General features: G+C 41.2%; 9 protein-coding genes and 1 pseudogene. 3 read left to right on the top strand and 7 right to left on the bottom strand.

Features of this window, described 5'->3' with window-relative positions:
- Window positions 1–137 precede the first annotated feature (137 nt).
- Window positions 138–5762: a translocation/assembly module TamB domain-containing protein gene (locus V7K89_RS20105; protein ID WP_442941720.1), complete on the top strand. Its 5625-nt coding sequence runs from the start codon at window positions 138–140 to the stop codon at window positions 5760–5762.
- On the opposite strand, the gene V7K89_RS35990 is transcribed toward V7K89_RS20105, so the two are convergent.
- From V7K89_RS35990 to V7K89_RS20070, 7 genes are all read right to left on the bottom strand, one after another.
- Complete coding sequence (locus V7K89_RS35990; protein WP_442941719.1) at window positions 5759–5938, bottom strand: hypothetical protein; 180 nt, start codon at window positions 5936–5938, stop codon at window positions 5759–5761. The genes V7K89_RS20105 and V7K89_RS35990 overlap by 4 nt on opposite strands.
- 230 nt (window positions 5939–6168) lie before the next feature.
- Window positions 6169–7101: a polysaccharide deacetylase family protein gene (locus tag V7K89_RS20095; protein WP_335190169.1), complete on the bottom strand. Its 933-nt coding sequence runs from the start codon at window positions 7099–7101 to the stop codon at window positions 6169–6171.
- Between the two features lie 729 nt (window positions 7102–7830).
- The gene (locus tag V7K89_RS20090; protein WP_335190167.1) at window positions 7831–8169 is read right to left on the bottom strand and encodes a hypothetical protein; all 339 of its coding nucleotides are present in this window, start codon (window positions 8167–8169) and stop codon (window positions 7831–7833) included.
- 266 nt (window positions 8170–8435) lie between these two features.
- On the bottom strand, window positions 8436–9791 hold the full coding sequence (locus V7K89_RS20085; protein ID WP_335190165.1) for an aromatic ring-hydroxylating dioxygenase subunit alpha: 1356 nt from the start codon (window positions 9789–9791) through the stop codon (window positions 8436–8438).
- A 254-nt stretch (window positions 9792–10045) separates the two neighbouring features.
- A complete protein-coding gene (locus tag V7K89_RS20080; RefSeq protein WP_335190163.1) occupies window positions 10046–10861 on the bottom strand; it encodes a DUF3598 family protein in 816 nt (271 codons plus the stop codon).
- Window positions 10862–10873: 12 nt separating this feature from the next.
- Window positions 10874–11239: a Lin0512 family protein gene (locus tag V7K89_RS20075; RefSeq protein ID WP_335190161.1), complete on the bottom strand. Its 366-nt coding sequence runs from the start codon at window positions 11237–11239 to the stop codon at window positions 10874–10876.
- A 192-nt stretch (window positions 11240–11431) separates the two neighbouring features.
- Window positions 11432–11764 carry a hypothetical protein gene (locus V7K89_RS20070; RefSeq protein ID WP_335190159.1) on the bottom strand — a complete coding sequence of 111 codons (333 nt, stop codon included), beginning with the start codon at window positions 11762–11764 and terminating at the stop codon, window positions 11432–11434.
- A gap of 345 nt (window positions 11765–12109) precedes the next feature.
- Between V7K89_RS20070 and V7K89_RS20065 the strand changes: the two genes are divergently transcribed.
- Both V7K89_RS20065 and V7K89_RS35985 read left to right on the top strand, forming a co-directional pair.
- Window positions 12110–12268: a hypothetical protein gene (locus V7K89_RS20065; RefSeq protein WP_335190157.1), complete on the top strand. Its 159-nt coding sequence runs from the start codon at window positions 12110–12112 to the stop codon at window positions 12266–12268.
- Window positions 12269–12372: 104 nt separating this feature from the next.
- Window positions 12373–12513, top strand: a pseudogene (locus V7K89_RS35985) (type II toxin-antitoxin system RelE family toxin); the annotation flags it as partial.
- Window positions 12514–12582 lie beyond the last annotated feature (69 nt).

The raw sequence follows: 12582 nt of genomic DNA, 5'->3' as shown, positions 1-12582 counted from the left end.
GAAAATACAAGCAGCTTGACACAAAGTTCTTGCGTAAGTCCTAATATTGTGAAACCATATTTTGTAACTTGCCGATACAACTAAATAATTTGTCTCTAGCCTCACTCGAAAAAAAATTACTAGTACTAGTAACAATGATGACGCGACCGCCAAATACAAAAAACAATCAGGAACCATCTAATCGTCGTTTGTGGCTCCTGCTTTTAGCACGTACCAGTTTGGCTCTGGGTGGGGTTTTGCTGATTGGAATTATAGTTGGTGCTTGGTGGGCTAGAAACTATATATACAAAGATTTAGCACCGTTAGTACAGCAAAATCTCGAGCAATTACTGGAGCGTCCAGTCAAAGTTGGCAACGTTAAACGTTTTTCGCTTTCTAGTCTGAGATTTAGCTCTTTATCGATACCAGCAACTACCAGCGATCAAGATCAAGTGGTCGCAAAAGCTTTGGAGGTGCAGTTCTCGCCGTTGCAACTCCTTCTTAGCCGAAAATTGGCATTAGATGTCACGTTAGTTCAACCCAATGTCTACATTCAACAAGATAAAGATGGTCGTTGGGTGACAGCCCAAGTTAAGGCTGGGGAAGGAAAAGGTTTTATTCAAACTCAGTTGCAGTCACTTCAAATTCAAGATGGCAAAGTAGAGTTGATGCCATTTGCTGCACCAACTAAACCAAAAGGCTCAGTAATATTAGATCGAGTTGGTGGTATTGCCCGATTTTCTGATGAAAATCAAAGGATCGGTTATGACTTCAATACTCAATTCACTAGGGGAGGCGCTGCTAAAATCGCTGGCGAAACCCAACTAAAAGCTCAACAAACTAAGCTCCAGCTTTCAGCACAAAATTTACAAGCATCTGAAATCACTAGATTAATTCAGTTACCGATCGCGCTACAAGCAGGGTATTTGAATGCTGACTTAGGAGTTCAGATTCCACCAAAACTTTCAGACATCGCAATTACGGGAACAGCTACAGCTAATCAAATCACCGCTAAAATTCAAAATATTCCTCAGCCTGTTTCTAATTTTAATGGGAAATTTCTATTTCAGGGTCAGACAGTTACTTTAGATAATCTGAGTACGAACTTTGGCAAAATTCCCATTCTGGCTAATGGAACAATTAATACTCAAACAGGTTTTAATGTTTCTGCTCAAATCAAACCAGTCACTGCGAAGAATATCTTAGATACCCTGAAAGTAAAATCGTCAGTCCCAGCTAGTGGCGAAATTCAAGCAAATATTCAGGTAGGCGGCGCACTTGAGCAACCAATCGTCAGTGGTACAGTAAGTAACACTAAACCTATTCAAGTTGACCGCATTCAATTTAATACCATCAACACTGATTTCCGCTTGAATGCATCTAAAACTGCATCTCAACTTGCTGTCTCGAATTTGAAAATAATCCCCGCAGCTGGTGGTCAAATTACAGGCGGCGGTCAAGCTAATCTGGGAGCTAAAGATGGGGTAATATTTAATGCTCAAGCTGATGGGATATCAGGAGATTTATTAGCACGTAGCTACGGCGTTACTCTCCCGATTGCAGTGGGGAATGTTTCAGCAAAAGCCCAAATTTCTGGCTCACTTCGCAAACAACCTTTGAAACTTGATGTTTCCAATGTTCAGATAACGCCGCCAGCCGGGGGGAAAATCACAGCTAATGGTCAAATTCAACTCGCTCCCCAAGGTCAGGTAGGCGTAGATATTCAAGCTCAAGGTATCCCAGGAAATGCGATCGCTCAAGGTTATGGTATTTCCACTCCCATAAATGTTGGTGGTATATCTGCAAACGCTAAAATTACTGGTTCTCTAGGAACACCATTAAACGTCAATGTTTCCCGCGTTCAAGCAAATCCAGACGTGGGAGGGCAAGTCACAGCCAGCGGACGAGTTCAGCTTGCACCCCAAGGTAGGGTGGCGTTGAATGTGCAAGCACAAAATATACCAGGGGATGCGATCGCCAAAGCCTATAATTCCTCACCCTCCATCACTATTGGAAATGTATTGGCAAATGCGAATATTTCCGGCACTCTGAACAACTTGCAAGCAGTAGCACGGGTACAAGCGCCTAGTGCCACCTATCCCACCAGCGGACGAGTTTTTGTTATCAAACAAGGAGAGAACATCGTCTTTCCCGATGCAGTTGTGAACGTGGCTGGTGGGACAATTAGGGCTAGAGGTCAAGTTGTACAACAACGCTGGCAGGCTTTTTTAAATGCCCAACAACTGCAATTGAGCCGTTTTGGACAGATACCACCCCAGTTCCAGGGAGTTTTAAACAATGTCGCCTTTAATTTGTCAGGAAGCACTGCTTCTTTCCAACCCTCAAGCATTCAAGCCAAAGGACAAGCAAGGCTGAATATAGCAGGAGGTACAGTTAATCTCAGGAATGTTAGCTTTGATGCTGGTCGCTGGCAAGTGCTTGCTAACGTTTCTCAAATTCAACTCAACCGTTTCTCACCACAATTAGGAGGACGGCTCAATAGTAATATCCAATTAGCAGGCACAGCAGAATCTTTCCAGCTTGCAGATATTCGCGCCGCCGGACAAATCCGCGTTTCCCAAGGATTAGCGCTGCTAGCACAACCGCTGAGTGCACAATTTCAGTGGAATGGACAGCAGATTATAGTCGAAAACGCAAGTACCCCAGGATTGAGTGCTAATGGTGCGATCGCTATTCAAACTCCCCCAACTGGCGCACCCCAAATTGCCGGATTTGATTTCAATGTACTGGCGCAGAATTTCAACTTACAAAATACTGGCTTTAAAGTTCCTGGGGACGTAGCAATAGCAGGACGACTGGATTTTAATGGAAAAGTTACAGGAACTCCAGATGTTCCTCAAGCTAATGGCAATATCCGGCTGCGGAATTTTAATGTGAGTAACTTGGCGTTTGACCCACTTTTAACCGGAAACGTGAATTTTCAAGGGGGACAAGGGGCAAGTCTGCGACTAGCTGGGAAACAAGATCAGATTGCGCTTAACTTAGGTGCAGATTATCGTCCCACTTCATTTTTAGTTCGGCGGGATGGCGCAGTTACCACAGGTAGAACTGAGGGAGATAACTTGTTCATCAACGCCCAACAGTTTCCCATCGCTCTGGTTGGCGGCTTTTTACCTAACAATCAATTGAAACCACTGGCGGGGCAATTATCGGGTAATTTAGTTGTCAATCTGAATAATTATGCCATAGCGGGGGATGTGGCGATCGCAGGGCCTCGTGTCGCCAGAGTTGCAGCCGATGAATTTCGCGGCAACATCAATTATGCTGATGGTACAGCTAGCTTGGCTAACGGTCTATTGCGGATTGGCGATAGCAACATCGCTCTCAGTGGTAATGTACAAGCGGGAAATGACCCGCAATTTCAATTCCAAGCTAATTTTGCTCAAGCCAAAATCCAGAGACTTTTACAAGCGTTTAATATCTTCGACTTTAAAGACCTTGGTACTGGGTTACAACCTCCAACATTAGCAGGAGCAGAAGCACTTGAAACTGAGTCTGTCAGGTTGCCGAATGCAGATTTGAAAACCCAGTTAGCATACTTCTCGAATATTACAACAGCACTTGCCAAAGAACAGCAAGCACAAACAAAACAAACTCCATCTTTACCCAGCCTTGCAGAATTAACAGGTGCTTTAAACGGAGCAATTACAGCCAATGGCTCCTTAAAATCTGGGTTGAATGTCGGCTTTAATTTTCAAGGTGCTAACTGGCAATGGGGTAATTATTCCATCAATCAAGTTGTTGCTCAAGGCACTTTCGCCGATGGTATCGTCACCCTTTCGCCCTTGAGTGTAGGGATTAATCAAGGACTAGTGGCGTTTTCAGGACAGTTAGGAACTGACCAACTATCTGGAAAATTGAATGTAGCCAGTCTGCCTCTATCACTTTTAGAACCTTATATCGAAAAATACCCCGTAGATATTACTGGTAATGTAAATGCTGATGCCACTTTAGCAGGTAGTTTGCAAGACCCCAGAGTTCAAGGGAAAGTGGCACTAGCGAATGCGACCCTTAACAAACAACCCGTACAAACAGGAGAAGTGAACTTTGATTACAACAAAGCTCGCTTGAATTTTGATAGTACCTTATTAGTAACAGGAACGCAGCCAGTTGCCGTTACAGGTAGCGTACCAGCTCCTTTGCCTTTTGCCAAAGTGCAACCGGATAGCAATCAAATCAACATCAACGCCAATGTGCAAAATGAAGGATTGGCACTGTTAAATCTGCTTACCAATAATCAAGTCGCTTGGGTAGACGGTCAAGGAAAAGTAGATTTAAATGTTCAAGGTACTTTAACCGAACCAGTTATCAACGGCAACGCCACATTTAATAATGCAACTTTTAGCGCTCAAGCCTTATCCGATCCTTTAACGAATGTCACAGGAACAGCACTATTTAATGGTAGAACGATCAGCGTTGAAAATATCCAAGGTAATTACAATCAAGGGCAAGTAAATGTATCAGGCATCTTGCCAATTTTTGATGCTCAACAAGCCGCAGCGAATCCCCTGACAGTATCAATAGCAGATAAACTCAACTTTAAGCTTGCAGGACTGTATGAAGGTGGTGTTGGTGGCGATGTTGTAATTCGCGGCACAGCTTTAAAACCTGTAATTGGTGGAGAGATTCAACTGAGTGATGGTCAAGTAATTATTGGCAACTCGGCTGCTGCGAAGAAAAAATCAGCAGCGACAGCAGAGGCTGATACTAAGGTCATAAATCTAGATAGACAACAGGTTAACCCTAACGTCGCACCGACAGCAGAGAATAACCCTAACCCAGTGGTTACAGTGGATGGAAGCACAAACTCAGTGGCAACAGCAGACGCAAGCACTAGCGCCGCAACTCCACCCATACCTGTAGAGTTTGCAAATTTAAAGTTGATTTTAGACAAAGATATTCGGGTTACAACTCAGTCCTTTTTAAGCTTTGTACCAGGAGGAGCGGCATTAAGTCAGCCCCTATTGAAGTTTGACGCTAAAGGTGACTTGACCATTAATGGTACATTAGCCAAACCGCTTCCTGAAGGAACCATTCGTTTGACAGGAGGACGACTGAGCTTATTTTCCACTGAGTTCACCTTGGCGCGGGGCTATGAACAAACTGCGCGGTTCACTCCTAGTCAAGGACTTGACCCGACTTTGGATGTCCGACTGACGGCAATTGTACCGGAAACATCAGCAAGGAACACTCAAACTTTGGAATCACCCTTGTCTTCTGAAGTCAGCGATGTTTCTGTAAACAACTTTGGGACTTTACGTAGCGTTACCGTTCAAGCTAGGGTGGACGGCCCAGCTAGTAAATTGGGTGAGAATCTAGAACTGACGAGTGAACCTAGCCGTAGTAAGGGAGAAATAGTCGCTTTGCTGGGTGGCTCAATTCTGGGTTCTTTCGGTCAAGGTCAAGCAAATGCAGGCCAAGGGCTGACTAATTTCGCTAGTTCTACCATTTTAGGTAGTTTACAAGGAACTATCACTGCGATCGGACAGGCTGTTGGTTTCAGTGAATTTCGGATATTTCCGACTCCATCTATTAATAATGATGAATCAAAAACATCAAGAACTTCAATTCTGAATTTATCAGCAGAAGGTGTGTTTGATATTAATAAAAATTTCTCTGCCTCTTTATCACGCGCTCTTTCTAGCGATGACTCTTTCCGTTTCAATGTCCTCTATCGAGTCAATGACGAAATTCTGATGCGAGGCTCAACTGATGTGGGGGATGACAATCAACTTCAAGTTGAGTATGAAACCCGATTTTAGATTGCTGCATTGGCATTGTCAGCCGACACAATCGTATTGTCAGTCGATACAATGGCATTGTTAGCCGACACAATCGTATTGTCAGCCGATACAATGGCATTGTCAGCCGACACAATCGTATTGTCAGTCGATACAATGGCATTGTCAGTCGATACAATAGCATTGTCAGCCGACACAATCGTATTGTCAGCCGATAAAATGGCATTGTCAGCCGACACAATCACATTGTAAGTCAAGAAACTTGTTTACATTCATCAATTAAGCTATACAGCGTCGCTTCGGATTTAAATATTGCGATCGCCTGAAGATATTTTATATCTGTATAAGGATGGCGATCGCTTACTACTGGACTTTAGACTAGAGAAGAGCGATCGTTGTGTCTGCTAGACAAAGCTAGACAGGCGTATCACTGATGACTAAGCTGTTGGTTTGGATGTTCTTGATTTGTTACTACAGGTGATACTGCTGTCTCCACACTTTTTTCTTGGGCTTGTATTTCCAGTAGTTGGGGAATTGTCACAAATCTATAGCCTTGGGCTTTTAAACCTGCGATCATTTCTGGTAAAGCTTTGACAGATTTAGAACGGTTGCCGCCTCCATCGTGCATCAGGACAATTGCACCGGGTTTTGCATATTTCAGCACATTTTTGACTAGTCCGGGAACTTGAGGCGAACGACGTTCAGCATCTCCCGATTGTTCTGACCACATCATGACAGCATATTTCTCGTTTTTGGCATATTCGGCTAGTCCATTATTTAAAAAGCCCCCAGGAGGACGAAATAGAGTAGTTTTCTCTCCAGTAGTCTTGTAGATGATTTCTGCTGTACGATCGATTTCACTAGCCGCAGTAGCTAAGTCCATGTGGTGATACCAATGATGCCATGTGTGATTACCAATTACGTGACCATCAGCAGCCACTTGCTTGGCAACTTGGGGAAAATATTTCACCATTTGCCCGATCATGAAGAATGTGGCTTTTATATCATTTTTCTTCAAGATTTCTAAAATCTGTGCTGTATTTTTGGGACCAGGGCCATCATCAAAAGTTAGGGCAATAACTTTCTCATTCGCTCTTAGTTTCCCTTGATAAACGATTGTTCCCTGAAATGCCTTTGGCACTTCATTTATCTGGTCTTTGACTAAACTTATATTCTGTGCATCTGCACTCATCAGTTTGTTATGACTCGCTTTAGCACTCTCGCTTTTTGACTTGATAATTCCCAACAAATGCTCAAATCCGCTTGTGGTTAAAAGCAAGCTGATACCTAAACTACTAGCACCAGTAACCAATATAATAATTATTAATTTTAGTAACAAAGATAATTTCCGACTAGACACATTAAATCTCCTCAAATATTAGTTATTGGTTATTGGGGATTAGTTTCTCCCTGATGTTCCCATTCCTTATATCATCATGTCTGTTTGATTACTCTTAAACTGGAATTACCCAGACTTGATATTACTCCTAGCCTGTTGTAATTAATATATCTTTTGCTGAAAGAAAAAAGAAAACAATAAAATACCTTGAAACATTCCAGATAAAGTTAAAGGATGTCTCAATTTAATTTGTACTAATTTGCAACAATTATTAAACTGAATAAAATAATACTCAGTAGATTTAGCTGACCAGTAGAGCCAGCAATGATAGCAGTATAACCGTAACCTGGAGAAATGCTAAGTAGTTGTTAACCAATAGAGTTAAAAACTTTGCAACTAGTAATGTCAATATTCGCTATTTGCTTGCGATCGCAGTTTTTTCTTATCCTTGTAGAGAGGCAAAAGGGAGAAAATAGGATGCTGCCATTGTTGTCGATTTCAGCCAAAACCCTTTTAAAATCTCGTTTCTAGCCTCTGGCTAGAAACGAGATAATTTGCTAAAAGCTTTTTCTAGACTGGCTTTAACCTGAAGTTGACATTAATGGATGCTGCCTAACACTCTCTACCAGACGCTGCGCTATTTGTCTTTTGCTTTAAGCAGATGGAGGAATTTAAAGTCCTTCACTAAAATCTTCGATTTCGTATAGAAGTCTTATCTAAATTCCAACCTCCTACCTCCTCCTGCCCTCTTCAATCTTCGTCAAGGGCTGGGAAAGCTTCTTCAAACTGCCACAACCGATCTTTATTTTCAACGAACCAAATACGAGTTTCTGGAGTTAATTTACTCCAAATGTCTTCAATAGGGATGTGAGGAGATGCATACTGGTAGTGCTGACCAAGTGATTTGAGATTGTCCGCTACATCACGCGGAATTCCAAATTGTTCCCAGTCAACTACGATATTTTTTCCTGAAACTCCGGCTGTAGGGTCGAAAACCAATTGTGCCGATCTAACTAAATCAGCAAAGTGTTTCGGTTTGAGTTTGGTGATCTCTTGAATTTGGAGTGATTCGTTATGCTCTTGAGACATGATCGCCGCAGTGGTAAAGATTATTGATCTATTGAACTTACTGCCAGAGATTTTTATCCCAATATTTTTACTTTAGCGCAGAGCCACTAATTTAGATCGTGACTTAATAAGACTTGAGGTTTGAGCAAATTGTTTAAAGCGAGCAAACTTACTATATATGTATTGGTACAATGTCTAAGCTAGTAATGAAAAGTTTGTAGTAAGCACTTTAGTGCTTAGAAAATAAGGACTAAAGTCTTTACTAAGAACTGTTTCCAGTCCCTATTTTAATGACGAGTGTAGGAATGCTCAAAGTGAGTTTTGAGTGTATGAGCCATAGCAGAAATTGCAATTGCTGCTACAGAAAGCGATATTGCTGTGATTCTAATTCTATAATCATCTGCAATTATCGCTACAGCAGCGAAAGCGATCGCCACCCCTATACAGCTTTGTTTGACTCTATTTGTCACTTGATAAGCTCGATTGCAGGAATGACAAATAAGTGTATGTTGTGAGAATCGGTCTAACACGATCAACTTTTGCTTGGACTCGCTATTACCGACGTTTTTTGAGGTGGAATAACCTTGATAAAACGGCAAAGATGACCCAAATTTATCTAGCCACTTGCGATACTCAACTACTAAAATATCAGATGTTTTGAGCGATAAATACACTTTTTTGAGATTTTGTCCCAAACGCTCAATTTGTGCCTTTTGCTCAACGACTAATTGCAAGTCACCTTCTAAGATTTTGTTTTGCCTCAGGATGTGATCTAACCAAAGAGGCATCAGCCTGATTTTTTTGGTAAACGAGTTACCATAATTTCTGATCAGAATCCGACATCTATCCTTACCTAGCGGAATTGAATACAAGGCTGTGCCTCCAAACTTACCTTGCTGTTCATTACCAAATTTGTAGAGAATCAAATTAGGAGCAATGAAATCTAATGAAATCCAAGGCTGATTGAGTGTGCGTGTTCGCCGCCACCTTCCCTTAATTCCCTGAATGTTGCTCTCAATAACTTCTAGTTCCAGCGCTTGGGCATCTTTTTTATTTCCCATGATGCCATCATGACTGATTGGAACATGAGCCGGATCAACAATGTTTTCAATAAAATAGCTTTGGTCGTAAGGTAGGTCACGTATATAATCTAAGTTGAAGCATTCCGGCTTGTCCCAATCTGGTAGAGATGGAATTAGCTCATCAATAGCCGTTTCGGCTTCTCCTGCCCACATCCAAATGATACCTTTACGTTCCAAGACTTTAAAGGATGATACGCAAGCATTTACCGGGATTTTAGCATCGGTTGGTAACTGAGGAATGTGCAGACATTGTCCATTATTGCCAAACTGCCAACCGTGGTATAAGCACTCTATTTTGCCGTCAATAATTTGTCCATCAGAAAGTCTAGCTGCACGGTGGGAACAACGATCTGTTAAACAGATAAGCTGTCCATTTTGGTCTTTGAACAAAACGAAGGGTTCATCGTACAAAGAAAAGCTATAAGGACGATTTGTGGGCAGGTCTTGCAGAAAATAGACAGGATACCAAGATTGTCTCCAGTTAAATTCTTGCTTATTCTCAAGCGTCTCAAAGGTAGAAGTTGATGGTGTCGCCTGTAGTGTCTCTGTTTCTAATGACATAGTTTTCTCCAGGTTTTTATAATGTTATACTTTTGGATTAGCAAATGCTTAGTCCCAAAGATAGAATATTTTTAGGATGAGACTTGTCAAACCAGATAGATTATATTTGCGAATGCCACGTTGTAACAAAGTAGGATGTACAGGCTAGTCTACTGCCTATAAAAATTCTTATCCATTAACAACTTTGTAAGCACAACTGATGTAAATATATCATAAAAACGTAAAATATGGGAATTATCAGCCAATTCTAACAGCTAATCTTGCAACCGAAATATCTCAGAAATCAACAGTGTAAATGTACCTGAATGATCGTATTTAGCTGTGAGGCGTTTATACTCATTTTCTGTAACCAGCTTCCCAGCTACTATCTCAAACTCCTTTCCTATATACAAGTTTTTAGGAATATTTACAATAACACTATCTGGAAAGTAGAAAGTGTCATTTTTCCCATTGGTCGGGTCTAAAATAATCTCGCGAATTTCTTCTGAATCTGAAACTTTTAAATCAGAAGTGATATATTTTTTTGTGCCAATCCAACTTCCTGACAGACTGGTTATTTCCTCTCTTGTTGTGCTGTTGGGAAAACTATTTAAATATTCGCGCAAATGGAGAATTTTCTCTAAATCACCATTTTCTGTATAGATACTACCTATGCTAGTATTCCAATCTTTATGCTTTAAAAATAACTCAACTGAGAAACTACGTCCCGATTCCAGTTTTCTACTAAGCCAAGTACTAGAACCATAATCAACAAGAGCTAATGCCCTTTTAGATGGGTCTGCTGGATGCAATAATCCATCAGACTGGTTACAAGTTTCCTTTTCCATTTGCCATTGGTTTTCTAGCGTACTTCCGTCTGGCGAAAGGAACTGATTTGTGTGAGTAATTATTGTTTTATCAGTATTGGAACGCAAATTTCTGATACCTTGAAAAGACTTGATGACTTCTTTTTCTGGGGAGTAAACAGTCCATATACCATACATAGACTGCCCTTCTATAGTCAGGAATCCAAATAATTTTTCCCAGTGTTGCTCTTGGAGATGCGTCATTTTATTAAGTAAATGTTGCAACTTTGATCTCAGCTACTCATTTTCAACCAGAACTGTAACAGCAGCGATCGCAATCAACATTTCGTCATTTTTATCGTTGAGTTCAGGAATCGCCCGCCCTTGAACTACCATCCCCCCAGATTCTACGATGAGAGTTTTGCGCCCAAATGGTAGTACAGCGAGTACCTCTTCTTCCCTAACTTGTTCTGGGTATGGAACTGCTACTTGAACCTCTATAATCATTTCATTGGGATGACTTAAACCAGCAACTTCCCAAACACCAGGTAAGGCATTGTGAGCGATCGCATTTCGTACTGCCCTAGATGCTGCTACTGTTGGTTCTTGTCCGTGCTGATCTATTCCCATCCCCATCTCGATAATCAACCGTTTACGTGCCATTACTAACTCCGATAAATCTTGCCATTGACTAATATATCTACCTCTCCTTCCAGAATCCCGTACATATTATCAGTAGGCAGGCAGGCAAAAAGCTCTTAAAGTCCCTCAATTTATCGGGGGATTACGGATCAAGTTTTGTAACTGTTCAGTCGTCATGTCTTTTATTTGCATAGTTTCTCCGAAGAATTTACTTTATTTACGTTTGGTAATCAGCCAACCTAAAGCGATAAATATCAAGATAGCAATGATGCTTAAAGTTAACAATGCATAATGGGGATATTTTTGTATTAACGGGAGATTAATTTTATCAATGTGTGTTGTGAATACGCCAGAGGCGATCGCAATTTCCATGTTGCTGGCTTTGCTACCCAAAGGAAAATCGCTAATCCGATTACTGAATATAAAAATTATGTAAGCAATAGACTCTACTGTATCTGCTTCTGCTTCTGCTAAGGTATTTGTTGCCCAGTCACACAATGATTCAGCAAAAATATCATTGAGTTTATCAGTATTTACTTTCAACAATGGATAAATTACTTGAGCATCGCCGTTGCTGTCTTCTGTTGCTTGCAGTATTTCTTAGAACTCTTGCAACTGCGATCGCATCACCGTTGAGATAGCGAATAGCAATCTAATTCTTACTCAAAATTCTATAACGGTTTACAGGTGCGATTTCTGTTATTTTAGTGATCGTCAACTCTAGGGCGATATCTGACGACAAGCTGCCCTTAGCATATAAAGGAGGGAGTAAATCGACGGTAAAAAACATTAAGTATAAAAATAACTATGGAATCAAAGCAAGATGACATTACTATTCTTCAGGAAGCTGAGAAGCGTTTACGGCGACTGTTTCCATAAAGGCTACGGGTAGTGAGTGATTTTCTGGCGGATCTAGAAGAAAGAGAAGAAAATGAGGCGACAACGGAACTTTTGAATGTCCCTGGTTTTGAGCAAGCTTTGCGTGAAGCTATGCAGGAAGCTGAGGCTGGGGAAGTGGTATCATTTGACAGTATTCGTCGTCATGTATGAAATTAGTACTTACTCGCAAAGCACAGAAGTTTTATCAAGAAGTAGATGCATCACTAGCGGAATGACTAAACCTTTGTTTTGACCAACTACGAGAGAACGCTTACGAACATCCAAACATTAAGCGGCTCAAAGGTGATTTCACGGGTCTTTTTCGCTATCAAGTTGGTGTCTGGCGAGTTGTTTATCAGATGGATGAAGAACAGCAATTGATTACTATTTTACGGCGTTGCATAAGTGCGGGATGAATCAGGTTAACACGGGTATTTTCCCGTACTTCAAGTAATGAAGTAATAATCGAATTGAATACTTCAGCA

It is taken from the genome of Nostoc sp. (assembly GCF_036917515.1).
GTDB lineage: Bacteria > Cyanobacteriota > Cyanobacteriia > Cyanobacteriales > Nostocaceae > Nostoc.
Note: the sequence above shows the minus strand (reverse complement) of the source record. Positions and strands in the feature narration are given on the sequence as shown.

What these genes read in the sequence shown, in the direction of transcription:
- V7K89_RS20105 (WP_442941720.1), top strand. Translation starts at nt 138, where the DNA reads ATGACGCGACCGCCAAATACAAAAAACAATCAGGAACCATCTAATCGT.
- V7K89_RS20090 (WP_335190167.1), bottom strand. Translation starts at nt 8,169, where the DNA reads ATGTCTCAAGAGCATAACGAATCACTCCAAATTCAAGAGATCACCAAA.
- V7K89_RS20085 (WP_335190165.1), bottom strand. Translation starts at nt 9,791, where the DNA reads ATGTCATTAGAAACAGAGACACTACAGGCGACACCATCAACTTCTACC.
- V7K89_RS20075 (WP_335190161.1), bottom strand. Translation starts at nt 11,239, where the DNA reads ATGGCACGTAAACGGTTGATTATCGAGATGGGGATGGGAATAGATCAG.